This window comes from Variovorax sp. LG9.2 (genome assembly GCF_035018885.1).
Lineage (GTDB): Bacteria > Pseudomonadota > Gammaproteobacteria > Burkholderiales > Burkholderiaceae_C > Variovorax.
Genome location: NZ_JASJXB010000001.1, coordinates 355989 through 381518, shown reverse-complemented (window position 1 = coordinate 381518; position 25530 = coordinate 355989). Strand labels below are relative to the sequence as shown.

At 66.1% G+C, this 25530-nt stretch carries 26 protein-coding genes; 25 read left to right on the top strand and 1 reads right to left on the bottom strand.

Features of this window, described 5'->3' with window-relative positions; genetic code table 11:
* Window positions 1-34: 34 nt before the first annotated feature.
* Window positions 35-742, bottom strand: coding sequence for a FadR/GntR family transcriptional regulator (locus tag QN413_RS01725; RefSeq protein WP_323494946.1), 708 nt, complete (start codon window positions 740-742; stop codon window positions 35-37).
* A 145-nt stretch (window positions 743-887) separates the two neighbouring features.
* Between QN413_RS01725 and QN413_RS01720 the strand changes: the two genes are divergently transcribed.
* From QN413_RS01720 to QN413_RS01600, 25 genes are all read left to right on the top strand, one after another.
* Window positions 888-1622, top strand: coding sequence for an SDR family oxidoreductase (locus QN413_RS01720; protein ID WP_323494945.1), 735 nt, complete (start codon window positions 888-890; stop codon window positions 1620-1622).
* Window positions 1619-2383, top strand: a complete 765-nt coding sequence (locus QN413_RS01715; protein WP_323494943.1) for an SDR family NAD(P)-dependent oxidoreductase — start codon at window positions 1619-1621, stop codon at window positions 2381-2383. The genes QN413_RS01720 and QN413_RS01715 overlap by 4 nt, the downstream gene beginning before the upstream one ends.
* A gap of 17 nt (window positions 2384-2400) precedes the next feature.
* Entirely contained in the window at window positions 2401-3252 is an 852-nt protein-coding gene (locus QN413_RS01710) for a fumarylacetoacetate hydrolase family protein (RefSeq protein ID WP_323494942.1), read from the top strand.
* A gap of 7 nt (window positions 3253-3259) precedes the next feature.
* Complete coding sequence (locus QN413_RS01705; protein ID WP_323494941.1) at window positions 3260-3943, top strand: amino acid ABC transporter permease; 684 nt, start codon at window positions 3260-3262, stop codon at window positions 3941-3943.
* A 19-nt stretch (window positions 3944-3962) separates the two neighbouring features.
* Complete coding sequence (locus QN413_RS01700; RefSeq protein ID WP_323494940.1) at window positions 3963-4610, top strand: amino acid ABC transporter permease; 648 nt, start codon at window positions 3963-3965, stop codon at window positions 4608-4610.
* Window positions 4594-5322: an amino acid ABC transporter ATP-binding protein gene (locus QN413_RS01695; protein WP_323494939.1), complete on the top strand. Its 729-nt coding sequence runs from the start codon at window positions 4594-4596 to the stop codon at window positions 5320-5322. Before QN413_RS01700 ends, QN413_RS01695 begins: the two co-directional genes overlap by 17 nt.
* Before the next feature lie 77 nt (window positions 5323-5399).
* A complete protein-coding gene (locus tag QN413_RS01690; protein WP_323494938.1) occupies window positions 5400-6215 on the top strand; it encodes a transporter substrate-binding domain-containing protein in 816 nt (271 codons plus the stop codon).
* A gap of 31 nt (window positions 6216-6246) precedes the next feature.
* A complete protein-coding gene (locus tag QN413_RS01685; protein WP_323494937.1) occupies window positions 6247-7353 on the top strand; it encodes a mandelate racemase/muconate lactonizing enzyme family protein in 1107 nt (368 codons plus the stop codon).
* Between the two features lie 110 nt (window positions 7354-7463).
* Window positions 7464-8264, top strand: coding sequence for a GntR family transcriptional regulator (locus QN413_RS01680; protein WP_323495015.1), 801 nt, complete (start codon window positions 7464-7466; stop codon window positions 8262-8264).
* Between the two features lie 25 nt (window positions 8265-8289).
* Entirely contained in the window at window positions 8290-9504 is a 1215-nt protein-coding gene (locus QN413_RS01675; RefSeq protein WP_323494936.1) for an ABC transporter substrate-binding protein, read from the top strand.
* 22 nt (window positions 9505-9526) lie between these two features.
* Window positions 9527-10399, top strand: a complete 873-nt coding sequence (locus tag QN413_RS01670; protein WP_323494935.1) for a branched-chain amino acid ABC transporter permease — start codon at window positions 9527-9529, stop codon at window positions 10397-10399.
* Window positions 10396-11442 (top strand): branched-chain amino acid ABC transporter permease, encoded by a 1047-nt coding sequence (locus QN413_RS01665; protein WP_323494934.1) that lies wholly within the window; start codon window positions 10396-10398, stop codon window positions 11440-11442. Before QN413_RS01670 ends, QN413_RS01665 begins: the two co-directional genes overlap by 4 nt.
* Window positions 11435-12220 carry an ABC transporter ATP-binding protein gene (locus QN413_RS01660; RefSeq protein ID WP_323494933.1) on the top strand — a complete coding sequence of 262 codons (786 nt, stop codon included), beginning with the start codon at window positions 11435-11437 and terminating at the stop codon, window positions 12218-12220. The genes QN413_RS01665 and QN413_RS01660 overlap by 8 nt, the downstream gene beginning before the upstream one ends.
* Complete coding sequence (locus QN413_RS01655) at window positions 12217-12927, top strand: ABC transporter ATP-binding protein (RefSeq protein WP_323494932.1); 711 nt, start codon at window positions 12217-12219, stop codon at window positions 12925-12927. Before QN413_RS01660 ends, QN413_RS01655 begins: the two co-directional genes overlap by 4 nt.
* Window positions 12928-12951: 24 nt before the next feature.
* A complete protein-coding gene (locus tag QN413_RS01650; RefSeq protein ID WP_323494931.1) occupies window positions 12952-13905 on the top strand; it encodes a tripartite tricarboxylate transporter substrate binding protein in 954 nt (317 codons plus the stop codon).
* Complete coding sequence (locus QN413_RS01645) at window positions 13902-15206, top strand: 3-isopropylmalate dehydratase large subunit (protein ID WP_323494930.1); 1305 nt, start codon at window positions 13902-13904, stop codon at window positions 15204-15206. The genes QN413_RS01650 and QN413_RS01645 overlap by 4 nt, the downstream gene beginning before the upstream one ends.
* The gene (locus tag QN413_RS01640; RefSeq protein WP_323494929.1) at window positions 15203-15736 is read left to right on the top strand and encodes a 3-isopropylmalate dehydratase; all 534 of its coding nucleotides are present in this window, start codon (window positions 15203-15205) and stop codon (window positions 15734-15736) included. The genes QN413_RS01645 and QN413_RS01640 overlap by 4 nt, the downstream gene beginning before the upstream one ends.
* Complete coding sequence (locus QN413_RS01635; protein WP_323494928.1) at window positions 15729-17408, top strand: hydantoinase B/oxoprolinase family protein; 1680 nt, start codon at window positions 15729-15731, stop codon at window positions 17406-17408. Before QN413_RS01640 ends, QN413_RS01635 begins: the two co-directional genes overlap by 8 nt.
* The gene (locus tag QN413_RS01630) at window positions 17405-19495 is read left to right on the top strand and encodes a hydantoinase/oxoprolinase family protein (protein ID WP_323494927.1); all 2091 of its coding nucleotides are present in this window, start codon (window positions 17405-17407) and stop codon (window positions 19493-19495) included. Before QN413_RS01635 ends, QN413_RS01630 begins: the two co-directional genes overlap by 4 nt.
* Entirely contained in the window at window positions 19492-20106 is a 615-nt protein-coding gene (locus tag QN413_RS01625) for an isochorismatase family cysteine hydrolase (RefSeq protein ID WP_323494926.1), read from the top strand. Before QN413_RS01630 ends, QN413_RS01625 begins: the two co-directional genes overlap by 4 nt.
* Complete coding sequence (locus tag QN413_RS01620) at window positions 20103-21587, top strand: FAD-dependent oxidoreductase (RefSeq protein ID WP_323494925.1); 1485 nt, start codon at window positions 20103-20105, stop codon at window positions 21585-21587. Before QN413_RS01625 ends, QN413_RS01620 begins: the two co-directional genes overlap by 4 nt.
* Entirely contained in the window at window positions 21577-22440 is an 864-nt protein-coding gene (locus QN413_RS01615) for an isocitrate lyase/PEP mutase family protein (RefSeq protein WP_187054289.1), read from the top strand. The genes QN413_RS01620 and QN413_RS01615 overlap by 11 nt, the downstream gene beginning before the upstream one ends.
* 120 nt (window positions 22441-22560) lie before the next feature.
* Window positions 22561-23238, top strand: coding sequence for a TetR/AcrR family transcriptional regulator (locus QN413_RS01610; RefSeq protein WP_323494924.1), 678 nt, complete (start codon window positions 22561-22563; stop codon window positions 23236-23238).
* A gap of 61 nt (window positions 23239-23299) precedes the next feature.
* Entirely contained in the window at window positions 23300-25096 is a 1797-nt protein-coding gene (locus QN413_RS01605; protein WP_323494923.1) for an acyl-CoA dehydrogenase C-terminal domain-containing protein, read from the top strand.
* Window positions 25093-25527, top strand: coding sequence for a DUF2147 domain-containing protein (locus tag QN413_RS01600; protein WP_323494922.1), 435 nt, complete (start codon window positions 25093-25095; stop codon window positions 25525-25527). The genes QN413_RS01605 and QN413_RS01600 overlap by 4 nt, the downstream gene beginning before the upstream one ends.
* Window positions 25528-25530 lie beyond the last annotated feature (3 nt).

The following is a 25530-nucleotide window of genomic DNA, read 5'->3' as shown; positions in this document are numbered from 1 at the left end:
CTCTTTGCTCTCTTGTTCTGTCTGATCGGTGCGGCTAGGCCGTCTGCGCGCGGCGCCAGCTGGCGCTGAATCGCTGGTGCGCCTTGTCCATGTGCGCGTGCATGGCGGCCCGCGCTGCTTCAGGGTTGCGTGCGGCGATAGCATCGCGGATTGCCACGTGTTCGTCGATGGCCGAGCGCCATGATTTCACGGTTTCGAAGTAGCCGCCGAGTCGGCTGAAGATCGGCCCGCGCCGCGAATCCCAAAAATTCTGCACCGTTTCGGCGAGCACGGCATTGCCGCAGGCATCGACGATGGCCAGGTGAAAGGCGCGGTCACCGTCAAGCGGCATCAGGTTGCGATCGGCCATCTCGCGCATGCTCTCGATCGCGCGGCTCATGGCGTCGATGTGCTTGCGCTTGCCCAGCGCAGCGGCGATGGCGGCTGTTTCGCCCTCGACCACGCGGCGCGCGCGAATGAGTTCGAGCGGCCCCCACTCGGCTTCGGCCGCCGGCACCTTCTTGCGACGCGAACGGTCGAGCGCATAGACGCCGGAGCCGGTGCGGATCTCGACCCAGCCATCGACCTCGAGTGCGATCAGCGCCTCGCGTACCGAGGGCCGGCTCACACCCAATTGCTTGGCCAGGTCGCGTTCGGCCGGCAGGCGCGTGCCCACGGCGTACTCGCCCTTTGTGAGCAGCGCGCGCAACTGGTCGGCGATCTGCCGGTAGAGGCGTTGAGGTTCGACGGTCTGGATCGGCACGAAGGGCAGCGATATAAAAATCTAAGGGTTGTCCTGAATTGGACAAGTGGTAAGGCCAATTCAGAATACGCTGCATTCGCTGCAATCTTCATCGGGCTAACCCGAATCGGCAACGACACCCCCCATTCCATCTCCAGGAGACAGCATGAGACTCAAGGGCAAAACCGTGCTCGTGACCGCAGCCGGACAAGGCATCGGCTACGCCAGCGTCATCGCCATGGCCGCGGAGGGCGCGCAGGTGTGGGCCACCGACGTCAACGAGAAACTGCTGGAGCGTTACGCTGGCATGGCCAGCATCAAGACCGCGAAGCTCGATGTGCTCGACAAGGCTGCGATCACCAGCTTCTTCGACAACGCGCCGACCTTCGACGTGCTCTTCAATTGTGCGGGCGTGGTGCACAACGGCACCGTGCTCGATGCCAACGACGACGACCTCGACTTCGCCTTTCGACTGAACGTGCGCGCGCAGACCTGGACCATCCGAGCGGCGCTGCCCAAGATGCTGGCAGCTGGCAAGGGCAGCATCATCAACATGGCCAGCGTGTGTTCGAGCATGAAGGGCCTGCCCAATCGCTTCGTCTACGGCACAACCAAGGCGGCGGTGCTCGGCCTCACCAAGAGCGTAGCGGCCGACTATGTGGCCAAGGGCATCCGCTGCAATGCGGTGTGCCCCGGCACGGTCGATACGCCATCGCTCGGCGAGCGCATCAACGCCAACGAAGATCCCGATGCAGCGCGCAAGGCCTTCATCGCGCGTCAGCCGATGGGTCGTCTGGCGCAAGCCGAAGAAATCGCGCCGGTGGTGGTGTTCCTCGCCAGCGACGAATCCGTGTTCGCGACCGGCCAGGCCTTCACGGTCGATGGCGGGATCATGATATGAACCAGCTCGATTTTGCGAACCGTCATGCAGTCATCACGGGTGGCGCGACCGGTCTCGGCTATGGCATCGCGGCACGCCTGATTTCTTCCGGTGGCACCGTCACGCTGTGGGACCGCGACGAAGCCGCTGCACGCAAGGCGGCAGAAACGTTGGGCCGCGGCACGTCGTCGGTGCAGGTCGATGTTTCTGATCACGCATCGGTCGTGCGCGCATTGGCCGAGACGCTGACGCACACCAAGAAGATCGATGCGCTGGTCAACAGCGCCGGCATCACCGGGCCAAACACCAAGGTCTGGGACTATCCCGTCGAGGCTTGGCGCCAGGTGATGGATGTCAACCTCACGGGCGTCTTCATCTGCTGCCGCGAAGTCGCGGCGCACATGCGCGCATCCGGCGGTGAGGGCGCGACAGGCTACGGCCGCATCGTCAACATCGCCTCGGTCGCCGGCAAGGACGGCAACCCCAACGCCAGCGCCTACAGCGCCAGCAAGGCCGGCGTCATCGCGCTGACCAAGTCGCTCGGCAAGGAGCTGGCCGACACCGGCATCCGCGTGAATTGCGTGACGCCTGCAGCGGTCAAGACCGCGATCTTCGACCAGATGACGCCCGAGCACATCGCCTTCATGCTTTCGAAGATCCCGATGGGCCGCTTCGGCACCGTGGAGGAAATCGCCGCTATGGTCGGGTGGCTGTGTACCGAAGACTGTTCGTTTTCGACCGGCGCCACGTTCGACCTCTCCGGCGGTCGTTCCACCTACTGAGTCACTGAAAGGAAAGCATGAAACTCGTTCGCTACGGCAACCCCGGCAAAGAAAAGCCGGGCCTCATCGACGCCCAAGGCCAGCTGCGCGACCTGAGCGCCGTAATCAAGGACATCGGCGGCGATCAGCTAGGCGATGCCGCCATCGCCAAGCTGCAAAAGCTCAAGACCGACAAGCTGCCGCTGGTTCGCGGCAAGCCACGCTTTGCCTGCCCGGTCGCCAACGTCGGCAAGTTCATCGCCATCGGCCTGAACTACGCCGACCACGCCGCTGAATCCGGCATGCCGATCCCCAAAGAGCCGGTGGTATTCACCAAGGCGATCAGCTGCATTCAGGGTCCGAACGATCCGGTGATGCTGCCCAAGAATTCCGTCAAGGGCGACTGGGAAGTCGAACTCGGCGTGATCATCGGCACCCGCGCACGCTACGTGTCGCAGAAGGACGCGCTCAACTACGTCGCCGGCTACTGCGTCATCAACGACGTCAGCGAGCGCGAATGGCAGATCGAACGCGGCCTGACTTGGGACAAGGGCAAGGGGTTCGACACCTTCGGCCCGATCGGTCCGTGGCTCGTCACGCGGGACGAAGTGCCCAATCCGCAGAAGCTCGCGATGTGGCTCGACCTGAACGGCAAGCGCGTGCAGACCGGCAACACCAAGACGATGATCTTCAACGTCGCCAAGCTCGTCGCGTACGTGAGCCAGCTCAACACGCTGGAGCCGGGCGACATCATCACGACCGGCACGCCACCGGGCGTCGGCATGGGCATGAAGCCGTCGCCGGTGTTCCTTAAAAAGGGCGATGTGATGACCCTGGGCATCGACGGCCTGGGCGAGCAGCGGCAAGACGTCGTCGGCTTCAAGCTCTGAAGCCCGCGTGAAGTACCAGTTCGACTTTGCTGCGGTGCTGGCGCAGTGGCCCTTGTTGCTCGAAGGCGCATGGGTCACCGTCCAGCTGTCGTTCCTCGCCACCGTCATCGGCTTCGTGCTGGGGGCGTTGTGCTCGGTCGGCCGCAACAGCAAGGTCGGCTGGCTGCGCTGGGCAGTGAGTGCGTATGTCGAAGCGATTCGCAACACGCCGCTGCTCATCCAGAGTTATTTCTTGATCTTCGGTTTGTCGAGCATCGGCATCACGATGCCGATCATGGTCGGCGCCACGCTGGCGCTCGTCATCAACATCGGCGCCTACACCTGCGAGATCATTCGCGCCGGCATCGAGTCGATCCACAAGGGCCAGCTCGAAGCGGCCGATTGCCTCGGCATGTCGCCGGTGCAGGTGTTCTGGCACGTCATCCTGCGGCCGGCGGTGGAGCGCGTGTACCCGTCGCTCACCAGCCAGTTCGTGCTGCTGATGCTGGCGTCGAGCATCATGTCGTCGATCGGTGCCGAAGAGCTGCTGGGCATCGCCAACCGCATCCAGTCCGACACCTTTCGCAACTTCGAGATCTTCATCGTGTTGTGGGTGGTTTACCTCGCGCTCTCTTACATGATGCGTGCAGGTTTCTGGCTGCTGGGCCAGTTCGTTTTTACGCGGCGCCGCAAGCTCGGCACGCCGCTTTGACTTTGCTCGATCAGTCCTCATGACGCGCGAGCAGGCAACTTTTCTTTTCATGGGCATGCTCGGCACGCTCGCCTTGTCGGTGCTGACGTTTGTCGGTGGCGGCCTCGCCGGCTTGGCGGTGGCACTGGCCCGCATCGCGCCGATGCGCGGCGTCAGGGTGGCGGCGATAGCCTGGATCCAGGTCGTGCAGGGCACGCCGCTGCTTGTTCTTATGGGGCTGTGCTTCTACGGCCCGAGCATCGTTGGCATCGGCTCGATGCCCGCGCTCATCGCGGCCGCGCTGGCGATGACCATTTATTCGAGCGCCTTTCTCGGCGAGATCTGGCGCGGCTGCATCCAGTCGGTCCACAAGAGCCAGTGGGAGGCCGCCGAATGCATCGGCCTCACACGCTGGCAGCGCATGCAGAAGATCGTGCTGCCGCAGGCGCTGCGCATCGCGACGCCGCCGACGGTCGGTTTCATGGTGCAGATCATCAAGAACACCTCGATCGCTTCGCTGGTCATCGGCTTTGCCGAGCTTTCGTACAACGCCAAGGTGCTGAACAACTCGACCTTTCAGCCCTTCATCTATTTCGGCTGCGCCGCCCTCATGTATTTCGCCATGTGCTACCCGCTCTCGCGCTGGAGTCGCACACTGGAAAGGAAGCTCAATGCCAGCCGTGGTTGAACTCGATCGGGTCCACAAGAAGTTCGGTGCGCTGCATGTGCTGCGCGGCGTGTCGTTCTCGGTGGAGCGCGGCCAGGTGGTCGCCATCATCGGCAAGAGCGGATCGGGCAAGAGCACCGCGTTGCGCTGCATCGACCGGCTCGAAACCGTCGACAGCGGCACGCTCAACGTGTGCGGCCACGCGGTCCACGACCCAGCCCTGAACGTGCGCGCACTGCGCCGCGATGTCGGCATCGTGTTCCAGAGCTACAACCTTTTCCCGCACCTCACCGTGCTGCAGAACATCACGCTCGGGCCGACATCGGTGAAGCGAATGAGCGCCGCCGATGCATGTGTCGTCGCGATGGAAGTGCTGCAACAGGTCGGCCTGGCGGAGAAAGCCAATGCGTATCCCGAACAGCTTTCGGGTGGCCAGCAGCAGCGCGTGGCCATCGCGCGTTCGCTCGCGATGAAGCCGCAACTGATGCTGTTCGACGAGGTGACATCCGCGCTCGACCCGGAGTTGACAGGCGAGGTGCTGCGCGTGATCGAGGCACTCGCTGCCAACGGCATGACGATGGTGCTGGTCACCCACGAGATGGCCTTTGCGCGCGGCGTGGCCGACAAGATCATCTTCATGCACCAGGGCCAGATCTGGGAGGAGGGCGACGCATCGATGCTCGCCGACCCCAAGACGCCCGAGCTGCGGCAGTTTCTGGGCAACGGGCTGTAGCGGCTCCGCCCCGGCCGTTCCGCTGCGGCCGCTCCTGCTTCTTCAAACCACTTTCAAAAAAACCGAGACCACGAGACATGAAAAACCTGCAACGCCGCCACCTTAACGTCCTGCTGTCGAGCCTGCTGCTCGCAGGCGCCGCACTCGGCTCCGTCACCGTGCACGCCGACCAGCTCGACACCATCACCGCCGCCAAGAAGATCCGCATCGCGATCGACATGGCGGTGCCCCCCTACGGCATGAAGGACGACAAGCTCAATTCCACCGGCTCCGATGTCGAGACGGCTCAGTTGCTCGCCAAAGACTTTGGGCTGGAACTCGAGATCGTGCCGACCACGGGCGCCAATCGCATTCCGTTCTTGCAGACCGACAAGGCCGACATCGTGATCTCCAGCCTGTCGATCACGCCCGAGCGCGAGAAGGTCGTCGACTTCTCCATTCCCTATGCCGGCATCGCTGCCGTCGTGGGCGCCCCCAAGGGCATGGCCATCACCAGCGCGGCCGATCTGTCGGGAAAGAAAGTGATCTCGACGCGTGGCACCACCAACGATCAGGAGATCACCAAGATCCTGCCCAAGGACGCGACCATCGTGCGCTTCGACGACGATGCGACATCGATCACGGCCATCGTCAGCAACCAGGCCGACATCTTCGCGACCGCTCCTTCGCTGCTTAAAACCATCAACGAAAAGAACCCGGCCAAGCAGATGGAAGTGAAGTTCGTGATGAAGGTCAACATGCTTGCGGTCGGCTTCAAGAAGGGCGAAACGAAGCTGAAGGACAAGGTCGACGCCTGGGTGCGCACCAACCTCAAGAACGGCAAGCTCAACGCGATCTACAAGAAGTTCCACGGTGCCGATCTGCCTGACGAGGTGACGAAGAACGGCGCCTGAGCCAGCGAGCCGAACCCCGAAGGTGCACGCGATGGCAAAGATCGACCAGGTCGAGATCACCCAGATCGACATTCCGCCGAAGGTGGTTCGCACCGACGCCATCCAGTCCTTCGTGACGCAGGAGACGGTGATGGTCACCGTGCGCTGCGACGATGGATCGGAAGGCATCGGCTACACGTACACCATCGGCACCGGCGGCTCGTCGATCGTCGCATTGCTGCGCGATCACCTGGCGCCACAGCTCATCGGCCGCGACCCGCAGCAGTACGAAGCGATCTGGCGTGACTTGTTCTTTCATACGCACGCCACCGCTGTCGGCGCCATCACCAGCCTCGCACTGGCCGCCATCGACACCGCGCTGTGGGACCGAAACGGCAAGGCCCAGGGCCTGCCGCTGTGGCGCATGGCGGGCGGTGCCAAGTCGCGCATTCCGGTCTACACGACCGAAGGCGGCTGGCTGAACCTGGCGCCTTCGGAGCTGGTCGAGCAAACGCTGGCGGCCAAGGCGCAAGGCTTTCTGGGCGCCAAGATCAAGGTCGGCAAACCGCATGTGGCCGAAGACATGGCGCGGCTGTCGGCGGTGCGCGACGCGGTCGGCCCGGGGTTCGACCTCATGGTCGATGCCAACCAGGCTTTCTCGCTGGCCGAAGCGATCCGGCGCGTGCACCAGTACGCCGAGCTCGACCTCGCATGGTTCGAAGAGCCGATGCCCGCCGAGCACGTCGCGGCACACGCGCAATTGCTCGCGAGTACCAGCGTGCCGATCGCGGTCGGCGAGTCGATGTACCACTTGTCGCAGTTCGGCGAGTACGTGAAGCAGGGCGCCTGCTCGATCGTGCAGGCCGACGTGGCGCGCATCGGCGGCATCACGCCGTGGCTCAAGGTCGCGCACCTCGCCGAAGCCCACAACATTGCGATGTGCCCGCACTTCTTGATGGAGTTGCACGTGAGCCTGTGCGCCGCGGTGCCCAACTCGCGCTGGGTCGAGTACATCCCGCAACTCGACGACCTGACGAGCAGCCGTCTGCAGATCGAAGCCGGCCACGCGGTCGCGCCGGAAACACCGGGGCTCGGCATCGAATGGGACCCGGCGCAACTGAAGGCGCGGCGCAAGTTCGAGCCGATCGTCGTTCGCTGAACTCTCGCGTCGGTCGCGGCCCTGCGCTCCGGCGCTACGCTGCTCTAAATGTCCTATTGACAGAACATTCGAAGTAGCAAAACATCGGCGGCATGTCGCAGACATCTCCGATGCCGTTGCCCAAGTACCACCAGGTCTACCTGGTGTTGCGGGAGCAACTCGACGAAGGACGTTTCGCGGACAGCGTGCCGGGCGAACTCGCTTTGATGGCGCAGTTCGGCGTGGCGCGCGTCACGGTGCGCCGCGCACTGGAGCGGCTTTCTTCCGAAGGGCTGATCTCCCGCACGCCGGGGCGGCGCACGCGGCTCGTGGTGCCGGCTGCGGCGCCAGCGGCAGGGGGCAGTGGCGCGAATGGCGGGAGTCCGGGCATGGCGAGAGCCAATCTGCGCGGCCTGCTTGAAAACCTGGTCACGATGGGCCTACACACCTCCGTCAAGGTGATCGAGGTGGCCACGATCACGGCTTCCACGCAAGTCGCCGAGGCGCTGCAGCTGAAGCTCGGCGATCCGGTGCAGAAAGCGGTGCGGGTGCGCTCCACCGGCGCCGGTCCGTTGTCCCATATCACCACCTATGTGCCCGCCGAGATCGCACGGAAGTTCGGGCGGCGTGAGCTGGCGAAGAAGCCGATCCTGATGCTGCTCGAAGAGTCCGGCGTGCGGGTCGGGCGTGCGCACCAGACCATCTCGGCGCGCCTTGCCGACAACGTGCTGGCGGAGCGCCTGGACGTGGCCGTCGGCACCGCGCTGCTCGCCGTGCGCCGCCTGATCTACGACGATGCGGAGCGACCCGTGCAATGGCTGCACGGCTTCTACCGCCCTGATCGCTACACCTATGAACTGGAGCTGTCGCGCGTCGGCAGCGTCGATGCCAAGGTGTGGGTCAGCAAAGATCTTTCAGCCCAATTCACTTAGCCCGATTCACTTGACCGGAACCACCATGCAAAACCGTCGCCGCTTCATCTCGCATTCCGCCGCCGTAGCCTCTGCCGTGGCTTCCACCGTGGCCTTTCCGCTTGTCGCCGGCGCGCAGCCGAAGACGGTGAAGGTCGGCGTGCTGCACCCGGTGACAGGTGCGCTGGCCTATTCGGGCCAGCAATGCCGGCTCGGCGCGCAACTCGCGATCGAAGACATCAACAAGGCCGGCGGCATCAAATCGCTCGGCGGTGCGCAACTCGAAGCCTTGCTCGGTGATGCGCAGTCGCAGCCGCAGGCCGGCGCGGCCGAGGTCGAGAAGATGAACGAGGCGGGTGTGTCGGCCATCGTCGGCGCCTTCGCGTCGGCCATCTGCCTTGCGACCACGCAAGCCGCGGCCAAGTACAACCTGCCGCACGTGGTGGACGTCGGGGTGGCCGACCAGATCGTCGAGCGCGGCTTGAAGAACACCTTTCGCTTCGGGCCCGGCTACAAGAAATCGACCGAGGTCGCGATGGCCAATCTGCTGGTGCTCAACCGCGCCGCCGGCAACCCCGCCAAGACGGTGATGATCATTCACGAGGAGTCGTTGTTCGGCTCCGGCACCGCCGCCTTGCTGGCGCGCGAGCTGCCGGGCTACGGCTTCGACGTCAAGGAAGTGGTGAAGCACGCCAACCCGACGCGCGACTTCAACAACATCGTGCTACGTATGAAGTCGATCAACCCCGACATCGTGATCCCGGCCAACTACTACAACGAATATGCGCTGCTGGTGCGCACGATGCAGCAGCAGAAGGTGGCGCCCAAGGCGATCTTCTCGGTGCTCGGCGGGGCGGCGTCGAGCTACAAGTTCGTGAAGGAATTTCCGGAAGCCGCCAACGGCATCATCGACTGCAATCATTGGTTCAACCCCAAGGACAAGCGCGCGCAAGAGCTGCGCAAACGGGTCGAGGCCAAGGGCCAGTTCTTCAGCTACGAGGTCTTCATGACCTACACCGCGATGGGCCTGCTGGCCGATGCGCTGGAGCGCGCCAAATCGACCGATCGTGCTGCGCTCATCGATGCGCTCGCATCGAGCACCTTCTCCAACCATGTGATGCCGTACGGCCCGACCAAATTCGTCAACGGCCAGAACGAAGGCGCGCAGCCGTTGATGACGCAGGTGGTCAAGAACGACATCAAGGTCATCATTCCGCGCGACTACCGTGAGGTCGAGCCGGTGTTTCCGCTGAAGGCCTGATCGCGTTCTTCACTTCAGCCGCATGTTCGATCCCGGGATTCTCTTTTCGTCGACGCTGAACGGCCTGACGACCGGTGCGGTGTACGCACTCATCGCACTCGGCCTGACGCTGATCTACGGCGTGCTGCACATCATCAACTTCGCCCACGGTGCCTGCCTGATGGTGGCGCTGTACGCGGTGTACTTCATGAAAGAGCGGCTGGGCGTCGATCCGTACATGGCGCTGCCGATCGTGATGGCGGGCATGTTCGTCTTCGGCTACGGCCTGCAACGCATCGTGATCAACCGGGCAGGGCACGGCAAGGACGAGAACATCCTGCTGGCCACGCTCGGTATCTCGATCGTGCTGGAGAACCTCGCGTTGCTGTTCTTCAAGTCGGACACGCGCAGCATCGACACGGCCTATTCGCTGAGCACGGTCGCGATCGGGCCGGCGATGATCGCGGTGCCCAAGCTGGTGGCTTTCGCGGGGGCGCTGGTGGCGTCGGCGTTGTTGTTCTGGGTGATCGGCCGCACCGACCTCGGCCGTGCCATCCGCGCCGTCGCCAAGGAGCAGGAGGGCGCCAAGCTCATGGGCATCGATGTCGAGCACGTCTACGCGATGAGCTTCGGCATCGGCCTGGCTTGTCTCGGCGCAGCAGCTTGCTTCCTGCTGCCGGCCTACTACGTGAATCCGCAGGTCGGCGGCGGCTTCGTGCTGGTGGCCTTCACCATCGTCGTGCTCGGCGGCATGGGGAGCTTCGTCGGCGCCCTGATCGGCGGCTTTCTGGTGGGCATCGTCGAGTCGCTCGGCGGTCTGTACCTGGGTGAATCGCTCGGGCAGATCGGCATCTTCGCGATCTTCATCGGCGTGGTGCTCTTCAGGCCGCAAGGCATGTTCGGGAGCAAAGCGTGAGCCGGTTCGCCGGGCAGGGGCAAGGCGCTCGGCAGCTGGCCGGCATCGCGCTGTTCGCGGTGGTGGTGGCCTGCCTGCCGCTGGTCACGAGCTCCGGTGCCACGCTCAACTTCGTGATGATGGCGCTCTATGCCACGCTGATCGCGCAGGCATGGAACATCCTGGGCGGCTTCGGCGGACAGTTCTCCTTCGGTCATGCGCTGTTCTTTGGAACCGGTGCCTACATCCAGGCCATCGCCCAGCTGCAGGGCGGCATCAACCCGTGGCTCGCGCTGCCGCTCGCGGTGGCAGGCAGCGCGGCGGTCGGGCTGTTCGTCGGGGGCCTGAGCTTTCGCTACGGGCTCAAGGGCTCTTACTTCGCTCTGGTCACGCTGGCCTTTGCGGAAGTTTTCCGCATCGTCGCGCTCTCGGTGCCTTTCACCGGTGGCGGCGTCGGGCTCATGGTGCCGCTGCGCGAGTCCGTCGCCAACATGCAGTTCGCGACGCGCGCAGGCTCGCTGTGGCTGGTGCTCGGCTTCGTCGTCACGGCGTTGCTGGTGACCTGGTGGCTGCGCAACGGGCGCTTCGGCGCCTACCTGCAAGCGGTGCGCGACAACGAAGACGCAGCGCGTGCGGTCGGGGTCGACCCGTTTCGCGTCAAGCTCGCGGCCATCGGCATCTCGGGCGCGTTCATGGGTGCCGCCGGTGCGTTCTATGTGCAGGTGTTCCAGTACATCGACCCGGCCATCGCCTATGGCTCGGTCACCTCGGTGGAAGCGCTGGTCGCTGCCATCGTCGGCGGCATGGGCACGCTGTGGGGGCCGGTGCTCGGCGCGGTGGTGCTGCATGTGCTGGCCGACCTCACGCGCAACCTGTTCGGCGAACTGCCGGGCATCAACATGGTGATCTACGGCGTGGTGCTGGTGGCGATCGTGATCTTTCTGCCGCGCGGCATCGCGGGCATCGGGTTGTCGGTGCGGCAGCTTTGGGCAGGTAGCGGTGGCGGTGATTCGGGCGGTAAGTCGGGCGGCAAAGAGAGCGGCAAAGGGAGACGAAATGACTGAGCCGTTGCTCGCCATCGCCGGCCTGTCGCGATCCTTCGGTGGGCTGAAGGCGGTGCAGAACGTCAGCCTGTCGGTGCGTGAAGGCAGTCTCACCGCGTTGATCGGGCCGAACGGTGCCGGCAAGACCACGCTGTTCGCGCTGATGTCGGGCTTCCTCAAGCCGGACAGCGGCACGGTGCACTTCGCGGGGCAGGACATCACCGGCCGCGAGCCGCACCGCAACGCACTGCTCGGCATGACGCGGACCTTCCAGATCGTGAAGCCTTTCGCTGCGCAGACCGTGCGCGAGAACATCGCCGTGGGTGTGCATCTGCACGAACGCAGCCGCAGCGCCGCGCTGCATCGTGCGGAGCAGGTGGCGCAGCAGGTCGGTCTGGCGCCGCAGCTCGACAAGCCCGCGTCCGATCTCACGGTGGCTGGGCGCAAGCGGCTCGAACTGGCGCGTGCGCTGGCCACGCGACCCCGGCTGTTGCTGCTCGACGAAGTGCTCGCCGGCCTCAACCCGCAGGAGATCGCCGAGATGATGCCGGTGGTGCGCGGCATCGCCGACAGCGGCGTGACGGTGCTGATGATCGAACACGTGATGCAGGCGGTGATGCACCTCGCCGAACACGTGTGGGTGCTGGCACAGGGGCAGCTGATCGCGGAGGGCGATCCTGCGGCCGTGACCTCGGACGACCGGGTGGTCGAGGCCTACCTGGGGCATGGCACGGCAGCGCGCTTGCGCAAGGCGGCCGCAGCATCAGCAGCACCGACAGCGGCGGGAGCAAGGACATGACGGCGCTGCTGGAGATCTCCGCACTGCGCGGCGGCTACGGTCGCGTCGAGGTGCTGCGCGGCGTCGACCTGCAAGTCAACGCCGGCGAGATGGTCGCGCTGCTCGGCAGCAACGGTGCCGGCAAATCGACCCTCAACAAGGTGGTGTGCGGCCTGGTGCCGGCATGGAGCGGCCAAGTGCGCTTCGACGGTCACGACCTGAGCGGCGCGCACTACCGCGACGTGGTGAAGGCCGGCTTGATCCAGGTGCCCGAAGGCCGCAAGGTGTTCCCCAATCTCAGCGTGCTGGAGAACCTCGAACTCGGCTCGTTCACCCGCGCCCGCGAGCGCCGCGCCGCCAACCTCGAAAAGGTATTTGGCATCTTCCCGCGACTGAAGGAGCGCATCAGGCAACACGCCGGCACGATGAGCGGCGGCGAGCAGCAGATGCTGGCGATCGGCCGTGGCCTCATGGCCGAGCCGGTGCTGTTGATCCTGGACGAACCCTCGCTCGGCCTGTCCCCGTTGCTGGTCGAAGAGATGTTCGCGCTGATTCGTCGCCTGCGCGATGAAGGGCTGGCCGTGCTGCTGGTCGAGCAGAACGTGGGCCAGTCGCTGGAGATCGCCGACCGCGCCTATGTGCTGGAGAACGGCAGCGTGCGCTTCTCGGGGCTGCCGCAAGAGCTGCTCGGCAGCGACGAACTGCGTCGGGCGTACCTCGGTTTGTGAATTCGAGCTGGAGACAAAAAAGTGATGAAACGTCGTGACCTGCTCTTGGCTTCTGCCGCGATGGCGGCCGGCACAGCGCGCGCCCAGATCGGTGGCGTGCCCCTCCGCATCCTCGTCGGCGCCCCCGCAGGCGGCTCGACCGACACGCTCGCGCGCTCTCTCGCCGTCAGCATGGGACCGCTGCTGGGCCGCGTGGTGGTGGTCGAGAACAAGCCGGGCGCCGGGGGCAACATCGCAGCCGACGCGGTGGCCAAGTCGCCGCCCGATGGCAACACGCTGCTGATGAGCTTCACCAGTCACGCGATCAACGCGACGCTCTATCCGAGCCTGCCGTTCGACCCGGTCAAGGACTTCACGCCGCTCACCTGCGTCGCGACCTCGCCGTCGATTCTGGTCGCGCATCCGTCGGTGCCGGCCAAGGATGTGCGCGAATTGATCGCGCTGGCCAAGGCCAAGCCCGGCCAGCTCAACTTCGCGATCGGTGCGCTGGGCTCGTCGCTGCACATGGCGGGCGAGGCCTTCAAGATGCAGTCGGGCGTGTTCATCGTGAACATCCCGTACCGCGGCACCGCACCGGCCGTGCAAGACGTGTTGGCCGGCCAGGTGCAGCTGATGTTCGCCGCCATCGGCAACGTGCAGGCGCACATCAAGGCCGGCAAGCTGAAGGCGCTGGGCGTCACCAGCGCCAAGCGGTTATCCGAGTTTCCCGACGTTCCTGCGATCGCCGAGGTGCTGCCGGGTTACGAGTCGAGTGCCTGGTTCGGCCTGTTCGGCCCCGGCCGCATGCCGCCCGAACTGGCCGGCCGTCTCGGCGACGCGGCGCGCAAGGCCATCGTCCAGCCCGAGATGCGCAAGCGCCTCGACACCGAAGGCGCGACGGCCGTCGGCAATTCGCCCGCGCAGTTCTCGGCCTTCGTCGACAGCGAGATCGCGCGCTGGGGCAAGGTGGTGAAGTTCTCCGGAGCCAAGCCCGAATGACGAGCATTGCCACTACCGGCGCAACCGCCACCCGTACGGCGGCCGGCCAGACGCTGGCGCAGAAGCTGATCGCGCACGCCTGCGGTCGCGAGCGCGTTGCGGTCGGCGAGATCGTCACCTGCAAGGTCGACATGGCTATGTTCCACGACTCGTCGGGCCCGCGCAGGTTGCAGCCGATGTTGGAAGAACTGGGTGCGCAGATATGGGACAAGTCGCGCGTCGTATTGGTGATGGACCACTACGTGCCCGAGCGCGACGACGACTCGCGCCGCATCGTGCGCATCGCGCGCGACTGGGCGCGTGAGCAAGACCTGCCGCACGTCTACGACAGCATGGGCATCTGCCATGTGGTGGTGCCGCAGCACGGCCACATCCGCCCCGGCATGCTGTGCGTCGGCGGCGATTCGCACTCGCCGACCGGCGGCGCTTTCGGCGCCTACATGTTCGGTGTCGGCAGCACGGAGATGTTGGGCGTGGTGGTCATGGGCGAGATCTGGCTGCGCGTGCCCGAGACCATCCGCATGTGGTGGGACGGCGCGCTGCCGCGCGGGGTGACCGCCAAGGACATGATGCTGCACATGCTCGGCCGCTTCGGCATGAACGGCGGTCGCTACCAGGCGGTCGAGTTCGCCGGGCCGGCGGTCGCGGCGTTGTCGATGCAGGAACGGATGACGCTTTCCAACATGAGCGCCGAGCTCGGTGCGCAAGCGGGCTTGATCGCGCCCGACGCGACCACCGCAGCGTTTCTGGCAGAAGCCGGCGCACCGCCGGTCGACCCGACGCCGTGGTTCACCGACGCGGACGCGGTGCTCACCCAGCACCGCTTCGATGCCGCGACGCTCGAGCCGCATGTGGCCGCACCGCACAGCCCGGCCAACTCGCTGGGCGTGAGCCACTACGCGGGCACGCCTATCGACGTGGCCTACATCGGCGCCTGCACCGGCGCCAAGCTGGAAGACCTGCGTGCCGCGGCCGAGGTATTGCGCGGCCACAAGGTGGCCACGGGCATTCGGCTGATCGTGGCACCCGCCAGCCTTCGCGACCAGGAACTGGCGCGCGACGAAGGCGTGCTGCAGACGTTGATGGACGCTGGCGCCGAATTGTTCCCAACCGCGTGCGGCGCCTGCGCCGGCTACGGCGATCCGATGGGCGACGACATCACGGTGATGTCGACCACCGCCCGCAACTTCAAGGGGCGCATGGGCTCGCCGAGTGCACAGGTCTACCTGGGTTCGCCGTACACCGTGGCGGCTGCGGCCTTGCGTGGCCGCGTGACCGACCCGCGCGAGGTGCTGGCATGACGTTGCAAGCGCTGCAGACACCGCAGACACCGCGATCGCTGCACAAGGTCTGGCGCCTCGGCGCCGACATCGACACCGACCTGCTCGCACCAGGCCATGCGATGAAGCACGGCATCGACGTCATCGCGACCTACTGCCTCGAAACCGTGCGCCCCGAGTTCGCACGCGAAGTGCAGCCTGGCGACGTGATCGTGGCCGGACCCAACTTCGGCATCGGCTCCTCTCGTGAGCAAGCCGCCGCAGCGCTGGTGCACCTGGGCGTGGCCGCGGTGATCGCGCCTTCGTACAGCGGGCTGTACTTTCGCAACGCATTCAACGTCGGCCTGCTGCTGCTCACCTGCGCCGAAGCCGAGACGTTGAAGGATGGCGATCGCATCTTCCTCGATCTGATGGAACCCGCCGTGATCGACCCCGACGGCGCGCGCCTCGTCTGCGAGGCCATTCCCGGCTTTCTGGTCGACATGGTGCGAGCCGGCGGCTTGATGAATCAGTTACGCCAGCGTGCTGGCAAGGAACCCCTCGATGCCTGACAACACAACCCTTGCGGCGCCTGCCGTGCTCGACCCCGTCACGCTCGCCGTGCTGCGCGGCCGCCTCGAACAGGTGGCCGACGAGATGGACGCAACGCTGTATCGCAGCGCCTTCAATCCCATCATTGCCGAGGCGCACGACGCCTGCCACGGCCTCTACGATGCGACCACCGGCGACACGCTGGTGCAGGGCAAGTCGGGCCTGCCGGTGTTCGTCGGCGCGATGGCTTTCGCGGTGCGCGCCACCGCCAGCGCCGCCGAGCCGCGTGGCGGCATGCAGGGCGGCGACATCTGGATCAGCAACGATCCGTACGACGGCGGCACGCACGCCAACGACTTCAAGCTGGTGAAGCCGTTCTTCCGCAGCGGCAAGCTGTACTGCTACATGGCCTCGGCCGCGCACTGGCACGACGTCGGCGGCGCAGTGCCCGGCAACTACAACCCGGCCGCCACCGAATGCTGGCAGGAGGCGGTGCAGATCCCGCCGGTGCGCATCGTGCGCAACGGCGTGCTCGACCCCGACGTGCTCGCCATCCTGCGCGCGAACACGCGCCTGCCGGACAGCCTCTGGGGCGACCTGAACGGCCAGCTCGCCGCGCTGCAGCTCGGCACGCGTCGCCTCGACGGCCTGCTCGACGAATACGGCGACGCCACCGTGCTGCAAGCCATGGGCGAGCTGCGCAGCCGGGCGCTCAAGCTGATGCGCTCGCACATCGCTTCGTTGCCCGACGGCCGCTACAGCTTCGAGGACCTGCTCGACAACGACGGCATCGTGAACGAGCCGCTGACCATCGCGCTCGACATGACGGTGGCGGGCGACCGGCTCACGCTCGACTTCTCGCGCACCTCGCCGCAGTGCGCGGGGCCGGTCAACATTTCGCGCGCTACGTCGGTGGCGGCCTGCTATGTCGCGCTCAAGCACCTGTTCCCGGACGTGCCGGCCAACGCCGGCGTGCTCGACGCGGTCGACTTCGTCATGCCCGACAAGCTGGTGATCACCTGCGAGCGGCCGCGTCCGGTCGGCGGCTACACCGAGACCATCCTGCGCATGATCGACGTGATCTTCAGCGCCGCCGCACAGGCCGATCCGCAACGCGCGGTGGCGCATGCCTACGGCACCATCAACGCGCTGTCGATCGCCGGGCATCGCACCGATGCAGCGCGCAAGGGTCAGCGCTGGGTGCTGTTCAGCTTCTTCGGCGGCGGCCATGGTGGCCACTCGGCAGGCGATGGGCTGTCGCACGCGAACGCGCCGATCTCCACCGCCACCATCCCGCCGCTCGAAATCCTCGAGGCGGCATACCCGGTACGTTTCACCGAATGGTCGCTGCGACCCGATTCGGGCGGCGAGGGCCAATACCGCGGCGGGCTCGGCGCGGTCTACGAGATCGAGCTGCTCGAAAAAGATGCCGAGGTCTACCTGTTCGGCGAGCGCGGAAGCTCGCCGCCCAAGGGCATCGCCGGCGGCGGAAGCGGCGCGCTCAACGTGTTCCGCTACGAGAACGACGGCGAGTGGCAGACGCCGCCGATGGTGTCGAAGATGCACGGCATCCGGCTGGCGCAGGGCGAGCGCGTGCGGCTCGAGACACCGGGCGGCGGTGGCTGGGGTCCATTCGCCGAACGCAGTGAAGAAGCGCAGAAGAACGACCACGCAATGGGCTATGTGAAATGACGGAAACCAACAAAGAGAGCACGTCCGGCCCAGCGCACGGTCTGGCGTCCGGACTCGTGGTGGGCGTCGATGTCGGCGGCACCTTCACCGACCTCTTCGTGCTCGACGAAGCGAAGGGCACGGCGCGCATCGTCAAGGTGCCGTCGACCCGCGGCGAAGAAGCGCGCGGCTTCATGAACGGCGTGGCGCGCGTGGCCGATTCGGCCGCGGCCATCGCCACCATCGTGCACGGCACGACCGTCGGCACCAACGCGTTGCTGGAGCGCAAGGTGGCGCGCACCGGCATCATCACGACGCGCGGTTTCCGCGACGTGCTGGAGATGCGCCGCCGCGACCGGCCGCAAACCTGGGGACTGCGCGGCGCCTTCCTGCCGGTGGTCCCGCGCGACCTGCGGCTGGAGGTCGACGAGCGCGTGCTGGCCGACGGCACGCTGCACACGCCGGTCGATCTGGAGCAGGTGCGCCAGCAGACCCGTGCGCTGCTCGAAGCCGGTTGCGAAGCGGTCTGTGTCTTCTTCATCAACACCTACGCCAACCCGGTGAACGAGCAACAGGCGGTGGCCGCCGTGCGCGAACTTTGGCCCAACGCGCACGTCACATCGGCGCACGAAGTGTTGCCCGAGATCCGTGAGTTCGAGCGCTGCTCGACCGCCACGCTCAATGCCGCGCTGCAGCCCGTTGTCGGTAGCTACCTCGCGCGACTGGAGTCGGACCTGCGCGCACAAGGCTTCGACGGCGAACTGCTGGTGGTGCAAAGCAACGGCGGCGTCATGTCGCGCCAGACCGCGAGCGACCTGCCGGTGCGCACCGCGCTCTCCGGCCCGGCCGCGGGCGTCATCGCATGCGCCGCCATCGCGCGCGCCGCCGGCTTCCCCGACGCCATCACCGGCGACATGGGCGGCACCTCGTTCGACGTTTCGCTGGTCGCCAACGGCGAAGCGGCGCTGGCCGCGCAGACCGCCATCGAGTTCGGCATGGTGATCCGCTCGCCGATGATCCAGATCGAAACCATCGGTGCGGGTGGCGGTTCGATCGCCTCGGTCGATGCAAGCGGCATGCTGCAGGTCGGTCCCGAGTCGGCCGGCAGCGTGCCCGGCCCGGCCTGCTATGGCCGCGGCAACATGCGCCCGACCGTCACCGATGCCAACGTGCTGCTCGGTCGCATCGCTGCCGATCGTCCACTCGGTGGTGGCTTGCTGGCAGCGCTCGATGCAGAGAAGTCGCGCGAAGCGATCGAGCTGCATGTGGCACAGCCGCTCGGGCTCGAGGTGTATGCGGCGGCCGAAGCCATCCTCACGGTGGCCAATGCACGCATGGCCGGTGCGATCCGGCTGGTGTCTATCGAGCGCGGCCACGATCCGCGCAAGTTCGCCTACATGCCGTTCGGCGGCGGCGGCGCGCTGCATGTGTGCGCCATGATGCGCGAGGTCGGTGTGTCGACCGGCATCGTGCCGCGCTATCCCGGCGTCACCTCGGCATTGGGCTGCGTGATCGCCGACATGCGGCACGACGCGGTGCAGACCATCAACCGGCCGCTGGCCGATGTCGACGTCGACGATCTGCGACAGCGTGTCGCGACGCTCGCGGCATCGTGCCAGGCCCGGCTCGACTCATCGGGCGTCCGCTTCGATGCAGTGCGCGAGGTGGTGGCGCTCGACATGCTCTATGCGGGACAGACCCACACCTTGCCCGTGACCTTGCCTGAGGGCAGCGGGGCGACGTTGACGCGCGAGTCGATTCGCAGCGCCTTCGAGGCCGCGTACGCCGTCGCCTTCGGTCGCGTGCTCGATGGCATCCCGATCCGCGTCATGAACCTGCGCTACGCGCGCATCGGCGTGCGGCCCAAGTTCGACCTGGCGGTGCTGGCGCCTGAAGGCACGGGCAGCACCGCGCCGCTGGGAACGCAGCGCGTGTTTCATCAAGGCCGATGGCACGACGCGACACGCTATGCGCGGCTGGACTTGCCGGTCGGCGCGCGCATCGACGGGCCCGCGATCCTGGAGCAGGCCGACACCACCGTGTGGCTCGAGCCTGGTTTTCACGCCGAGGTCGATGCCTTCGGCAACCTGCTGGTGCGGCTGTCATGAGCACCGGCGCAACCCTTGTCGCGCTGAAGACCGCGCTGGTCATCATCGACCTGCAAAACGACTTCCTCGATGCGAAGGGCGCCTACGCACGCGGCGGCGACACCAACCCGCCGGCGTTGCTCTTGCCCGAGCGGGTCGCGGCAGTCGCACGCGCGCTGAAGGCTGCGGGCGGGCTCGTCGTCGCCAGCCAGTTCACGCTGTGGCCCGATGCGTCGGGTGCGCCGATGATCTCGCCGCACCTGATGGCGCTGCGCCCGTACCTGAAGCAGGGCGACTTCGCGCCCGGCAGCTGGGGCCAGGCCAACGTCGATGCGTTGGGCGGGCTGATCGATGTGACCGTGAGCAAGGTCGCCTACTCGGCCTTCTTCAACACGCAGCTCGACTGGGTGCTGCGGCGCGCCGGCATCGACACGGTGGCGGTCTGCGGCATCGTCACCAACGGCGGCGTGGCCAGCACGGTGCGCGACGCTCACATGCGCGACTACCGCACCCTGGTGCTGGGCGATGGCTGCGCCGCTTTCGGCGACGAGCGACATCAAATATCGCTGGCCGACATGCGCAACGTGGCGGAGGTCACTGACTGCGCGGGCTTCGTGGGCGCGTTGGCATGACCGCGACGGAATCGACCTTTGCCTTGAAGCGCGAGATACGCCGCGCCAACCGAATCGATGCAGAGGTGCAAACCTCGGTCGCCATCGTCGGCGCCGGCGCTTGCGGCCTCACCGCGGCGCTGATGCTGCACGACGCCGGCATCGACTGCGTGGTGCTCGAACGCGACGCAGTGCCGAGCGGCTCGACCGCGCTGTCGTCGGGCTTCATCCCCGCGCCGGACACGCGCGCGCAGCGGGCGCAGGGCATCGTCGACGACAGCGCCGATCGCTTTGCCGCCGACATCCAGGCCAAGGCGCATGGCGATGCAGCCCCTGCGCTGGTGCAGGCGTACGCGCAAGCGATCGGCCCCGCGCTCGACGCGCTGCAAGAGCGGCACGGATTCGACTGGATCGTGCTCGATGGCTTTCTCTATCCCGGCCACAGCCGGCACCGCATGCACGCGCTGCCGCAGAAGACCGGCGCGGCATTGATGGCGCGGTTGCAGGCCGCGGTGGAAGCGGCGGGCATTCCGGTGCTCACACAGGCGCTGGTCGACACGCTGTGGCTCGATGAGGAAGACCGCGTCATCGGCGTCGGCTACCGGCGCCCCGATGGCCGTGAAGAACGACTGGCGTGCGATGTGCTGCTGCTGGCCTGCAACGGCTTTGGCGGCAATGCGGAGATGGTGCGCATGCTGCTGCCCGAGATGGCGGATGCGACCTTCGGTGGCCATGCCGGCAACGACGGCAGTGCCGTTCTTTGGGGCGAAGCGTTGGGTGCCCGGTCGCGTGACCTCGGCGGCTACCAGGGCCACGGCTCCTGGGTGACGCCGCAGGGGGCACTGATGACCTGGGCCGTGATGATGGAAGGCGGCATCCAGGTGAACCGCGAAGGCCGGCGCTTTCACGACGAAACGCGGGGCTACTCCGAGGCCGCGGTGCAGGTGCTGGCGCAGCCGGATGGCATCGCCTGGAACGTGTTCGACGCGCCGCTGCTCGCGCTGGCGCGGGGCTTTCCGGACTTCTGCGAAGCGGAGGCAGCGGGTGCGTTGCGCCGCTGCGAATCCGTGGCGCAACTGGCCGCGTGCATCGGTTGCGACGAGGTCGTTTTGCAAGCCACGCTCGATGTCATGGGCATGGGCATTGGCATGGGCATGGACAGGGGGCACGCGTCAGCGCAGCCCGATGGCCGCAGCTTTTCGCGCGCGCTCGTGGCGCCGTACTTCGCGGTGAAGGTCACGGGTGCGCTGTTCCATACGCAGGGCGGGCTCGATGTCGCACCCGACATGCGCGTGCTGCGCCAAGACGGCAGCGTGCTGCCCAATCTGCTGGCCGCGGGCGGTGCGGCCGGCGGTGTGTCGGGCAATGCGGTGTGGGGCTATCTCTCCGGCAACGGCTTGCTGAGCGCGGTGGCGGGTGGCTACCTTGCCGCAGCGACTGCAGCGACTGCAACCACGGCGGCCAAGCTCATCGGCAACCCGAAGGAATCGAATGGCGAATGAAACTTTGAAGACCCGGCTGGCGCGTAACGACATCGTGCTCGCGCCCGGCGTCTACGACGCCCTCAGCGCGCTGGTGGCGGAGCAGGCAGGCTTCGAGGCGCTGTATCTTTCGGGCGCCTCGATCGCCTACACGCGGCTCGGTCGTTCCGACATCGGCCTCACCACTTTCACCGAGGTCGAGGACACGCTCTCGCGCATCACCGAGCGGGTGCGACTGCCGGTCATCGTCGATGCCGACACCGGCTTCGGCAACGCGCTCAACACCCAGCGCACGGTGCGCGGCTTCGAGCGCGCGGGCGCCGCGATGGTCCAGATCGAAGACCAGACCTTTCCCAAGCGCTGCGGCCACCTCGACGGCAAGACCGTGGTGCCGGTGCGCGAGATGGTCGGCAAGCTGCAGGCGGCACTCGACGCGCGCACTTCCGCAGACACGCTGATCCTCGCGCGCACCGATGCTGCGGCCGTCGAAGGATTGGACGCGGCGCTCGACCGCGCCGAGGCCTATCTGGCGACCGGCGTGGACGCGCTGTTCATCGAGGCGCTGCGCTCGCCCGAGCAGATGGACGCGGCCTGCAGCCGCTTCGCGCATCGCGTGCCGCTGCTGGCGAACATGGTCGAAGGCGGCAAGACGCCGATTCACGACGCCGATGCATTGCAGGCGCACGGCTTTCGTATCGCGATCTTTCCGGGCGGCACCGCGCGCGCCGTCGTGCATACGCTGCAGGGCTACTACGGCAGCCTGCAGGCCCATCGCACCACGCAGCCGTGGCGCGATCGCATGCTGGATTTCGACGGGCTGAACGAAGTTATCGGCACGCCGGAGCTGATTCGGAACGGACAGAAGTACGAATGACGCTCGGCTGAGCGTCCCCGCACAGGCTTCTGATTAACCTTTCGTGACCGTCGGACTTTGGTCGGCGTGGAGTCAATGCGTGCAAAATAGAACGACCGTTCGTTTTATTTTGTACCACCCATGTCCCTCGATGCCGTTCCCGCCAAAAACGCCCGCGCGGCCCAGAAGGGGCAGCAGACCAAGGCCGTGATCGTCGACGCCGCGCTCAACCTGGCGCAGCAGATTGGCCTGGAAGGCCTGTCGATCGGCGCCGTGGCCGAGATCACGAAGATGAGCAAGTCGGGCGTGTTCGCCCATTTCGGCTCGCGTGAGGAACTGCAGATTTCGGTGGTGCGCGAGTACCACGCGCGTTTCGAGCAGGAAGTGTTCTACGCCGCGCTTTCCGTTGCCCGCGGGCTACCGCGGCTGCGTGCCATGTTCGACAACTGGATGAAGCGCACGTCGGAAGAAATCGACTCCGGCTGCATCTACATCAGCGGCGCGACCGAGTTCGACGACCGCCCCGGCCCCGTGCGCGATGCGCTGGTCGAGTCGGTCAGCATCTGGCAGGCCGCGGTGCTGCGCGCCATCGTGCAGTCACAGGACGAAGCGCACCTGGCGGCCGACGCCGACGCGCGGCAGATCGCTTTCGAAATCCACGGCCTGATCCTCGCCCTCCACTACGAAGCGCGCTTTCTGCGCGTGCCCGGCTCGATCGAGCGGGCCCGTCGCGGCTTCGACAACCTGCTCGAGCGCTGTGCGACGCCGGCAGCACCGCGCCCGGCTGCCGCCAAACCGCCGCTCAAGCGCGTGCGCTGAGTCGCCCCGTCTTTTCGCTTTCTTTTTTCTTCTCTTCGAACTGCCCAGGAGCATTTTCCCCATGCCGATCTACAACCCGCCGCTGCGTGACATGCAATTCGTGCTGCATGAAGTCTTTCACGTTGCCGACGAGCTCAAGGCCTTGCCGGCCCATGCCGACACCGACGCTGACACCATCAACGCCGTGATCGAAGAGGCCGGCAAGTTCGCGTCCGAAGTCATCTTCCCGCTCAATATCACCGGCGACCAGGAGGGTTGCGTGCTCGACCGGACGACGCATGAAGTGACCACGCCCAAGGGCTTCAAGGAGGCGTACGCCAAGTACGTCGAAGGCGGCTGGCCGGCGCTGTCGTGCGACCCGGCATTCGGCGGTCAGGGTCTGCCTTTCGTGGTGAGCCAGTGCACTTTCGAAATGATGAACAGCGCCAACCAGGCGTGGACGATGTACCCGGGCCTCTCGCACGGCGCGTACGAAGCATTGGTCGCGCACGGCACCGAAGAGCAAAAGAAGACCTACCTGCCCAAGCTCACCAGCGGCGAGTGGACCGGCACCATGTGCCTGACCGAACCGCAGTGCGGCACCGACCTCGGCATGCTGCGCACCAGGGCCGAGCCGCAGGTGGATGGCACCTACAAGCTCACCGGCAACAAGATCTTCATCTCCGCCGGCGAGCACGACATGGCGCCCAACATCATTCACCTGGTGCTCGCGCGACTGCCGGATGCGCCGAAGGGCAGCAAGGGCATCAGCCTGTTCGCGGTGCCCAAGTACCACGTCAACGCCGACGGTTCTCTCGGCGAGCGCAACCCGATCTATTGCGGCGGGCTCGAACACAAGATGGGAATTCATGGCAACGCGACCGCGCAGATCGTGATCGACGGCGCCATCGGCTCGCTGGTGGGGCAGCCGCACAAGGGGCTCGCTGCCATGTTCGTGATGATGAACGCGGCGCGGCTCGGCGTCGGCAATCAGTCGCTCGGACTGACCGAAGTGGCGTACCAAAATGCATTGGCTTACGCCAAGGACCGCGTCCAGATGCGCTCGCTGACCGGCCCGAAGGCAAAGGACAAGGAAGCCGATCCGATCATCGTGCACCCCGACGTGCGCAAGATGCTGCTCACCGCCAAGGCCTACGCAGAAGGCGGTCGCGCGCTGCAGATCTTCTGCACCCTGCTGCTCGACAAGGAACACGACCATCCGGATGAGAAGGTGCGCAAGGACTCGGGCGAACTGGTCGCGTTGCTCACGCCCATCGTCAAGGCCTTCATCACCGACAACGGCCACATCGCGACCCACGCGTGCATGCAGGTGTTCGGTGGCCATGGCTTCATCACGGAGTGGGGCATGGAGCAGTTCACGCGCGACAACCGTATCAACATGATCTACGAAGGCACCAACACGATCCAGTCGCTGGATCTGCTGGGCCGCAAGATTCTTGGCAACAATGGCGCTTCGCTCAAGAAGTTCGGCAAGCTGGTCGGTGCGCTGGTAGCCGAAGAAGGCGTGAACGAAAAGATGAGCGAGTTCATCACCCCGGTTGCGATGCTGGGCGAGCAACTCACCAAGTTCACCACGGAGATCGGCTTCAAGGGATTCCAGAACCCCGACGAAGTGGGTGCGGCTGCGGTCGACTACTTGCGCGTGGCCGGCCACTTCGTGTTTGGCTATCTGTTCGCGCGCATGGCGCAGGTCGCGTTGCGCGAGATCGCCGCTGGCAACACCGACCCGTTCTATGTCGCCAAGCTGCAGACGGCGCGCTTCTACTTCGCCAAGCTGTTCCCCGAGACCGCGACGCTGATGCGCACCGCGCGGGCCGGCAGCAAGGTGCTGATGGACACGGACGCGGCGCTGGCATGAAGACCGCGCTCGTCACCCTCGCGCTGCTCGCTGGCGCCAGCGCCGCGCTGGCACAAAGCTCACCTGTCGGCCTCTGGCGCAACGTCGACGACAAGACCGGCGAAGTCCACGCCGAGATCCGCATCGTCGAGACGCGAGGCGCACTCGACGGCCGCATCGAGAAGACGCTCAAGAAGGACGCGGCCGCCGATTCGGTGTGCGACGAATGCACCGATGAGCGCAAGGGCAAGCCCATCGTCGGGCTCGACATCATCCGCGGCGGCAAGAAGGTCGAAGGCAAGGACGTCTGGGAAGGCGGCAAGATCCTCGACCCTGAAAACGGCAAGGAATACCGCGCTGCCTTCACGCCGATCGACGGCGGCAGGAAGCTGGAAGTGCGCGGCTACCTCGGCCCCTTCTGGCGCACGCAAACATGGGTGAGAGCCCAGTGACCC

What these genes read in the sequence shown, in the direction of transcription:
- QN413_RS01680 (WP_323495015.1), top strand. Translation starts at nt 7,464, where the DNA reads ATGCCGTTGCCCAAGTACCACCAGGTCTACCTGGTGTTGCGGGAGCAA.
- QN413_RS01700 (WP_323494940.1), top strand. Translation starts at nt 3,963, where the DNA reads ATGACGCGCGAGCAGGCAACTTTTCTTTTCATGGGCATGCTCGGCACG.
- QN413_RS01630 (WP_323494927.1), top strand. Translation starts at nt 17,405, where the DNA reads ATGACGGAAACCAACAAAGAGAGCACGTCCGGCCCAGCGCACGGTCTG.
- QN413_RS01600 (WP_323494922.1), top strand. Translation starts at nt 25,093, where the DNA reads ATGAAGACCGCGCTCGTCACCCTCGCGCTGCTCGCTGGCGCCAGCGCC.
- QN413_RS01690 (WP_323494938.1), top strand. Translation starts at nt 5,400, where the DNA reads ATGAAAAACCTGCAACGCCGCCACCTTAACGTCCTGCTGTCGAGCCTG.
- QN413_RS01655 (WP_323494932.1), top strand. Translation starts at nt 12,217, where the DNA reads ATGACGGCGCTGCTGGAGATCTCCGCACTGCGCGGCGGCTACGGTCGC.
- QN413_RS01610 (WP_323494924.1), top strand. Translation starts at nt 22,561, where the DNA reads ATGTCCCTCGATGCCGTTCCCGCCAAAAACGCCCGCGCGGCCCAGAAG.
- QN413_RS01660 (WP_323494933.1), top strand. Translation starts at nt 11,435, where the DNA reads ATGACTGAGCCGTTGCTCGCCATCGCCGGCCTGTCGCGATCCTTCGGT.
- QN413_RS01650 (WP_323494931.1), top strand. Translation starts at nt 12,952, where the DNA reads ATGAAACGTCGTGACCTGCTCTTGGCTTCTGCCGCGATGGCGGCCGGC.
- QN413_RS01720 (WP_323494945.1), top strand. Translation starts at nt 888, where the DNA reads ATGAGACTCAAGGGCAAAACCGTGCTCGTGACCGCAGCCGGACAAGGC.
- QN413_RS01640 (WP_323494929.1), top strand. Translation starts at nt 15,203, where the DNA reads ATGACGTTGCAAGCGCTGCAGACACCGCAGACACCGCGATCGCTGCAC.
- QN413_RS01710 (WP_323494942.1), top strand. Translation starts at nt 2,401, where the DNA reads ATGAAACTCGTTCGCTACGGCAACCCCGGCAAAGAAAAGCCGGGCCTC.
- QN413_RS01625 (WP_323494926.1), top strand. Translation starts at nt 19,492, where the DNA reads ATGAGCACCGGCGCAACCCTTGTCGCGCTGAAGACCGCGCTGGTCATC.
- QN413_RS01715 (WP_323494943.1), top strand. Translation starts at nt 1,619, where the DNA reads ATGAACCAGCTCGATTTTGCGAACCGTCATGCAGTCATCACGGGTGGC.
- QN413_RS01615 (WP_187054289.1), top strand. Translation starts at nt 21,577, where the DNA reads ATGGCGAATGAAACTTTGAAGACCCGGCTGGCGCGTAACGACATCGTG.
- QN413_RS01645 (WP_323494930.1), top strand. Translation starts at nt 13,902, where the DNA reads ATGACGAGCATTGCCACTACCGGCGCAACCGCCACCCGTACGGCGGCC.
- QN413_RS01695 (WP_323494939.1), top strand. Translation starts at nt 4,594, where the DNA reads ATGCCAGCCGTGGTTGAACTCGATCGGGTCCACAAGAAGTTCGGTGCG.
- QN413_RS01635 (WP_323494928.1), top strand. Translation starts at nt 15,729, where the DNA reads ATGCCTGACAACACAACCCTTGCGGCGCCTGCCGTGCTCGACCCCGTC.
- QN413_RS01605 (WP_323494923.1), top strand. Translation starts at nt 23,300, where the DNA reads ATGCCGATCTACAACCCGCCGCTGCGTGACATGCAATTCGTGCTGCAT.
- QN413_RS01670 (WP_323494935.1), top strand. Translation starts at nt 9,527, where the DNA reads ATGTTCGATCCCGGGATTCTCTTTTCGTCGACGCTGAACGGCCTGACG.
- QN413_RS01685 (WP_323494937.1), top strand. Translation starts at nt 6,247, where the DNA reads ATGGCAAAGATCGACCAGGTCGAGATCACCCAGATCGACATTCCGCCG.
- QN413_RS01675 (WP_323494936.1), top strand. Translation starts at nt 8,290, where the DNA reads ATGCAAAACCGTCGCCGCTTCATCTCGCATTCCGCCGCCGTAGCCTCT.
- QN413_RS01620 (WP_323494925.1), top strand. Translation starts at nt 20,103, where the DNA reads ATGACCGCGACGGAATCGACCTTTGCCTTGAAGCGCGAGATACGCCGC.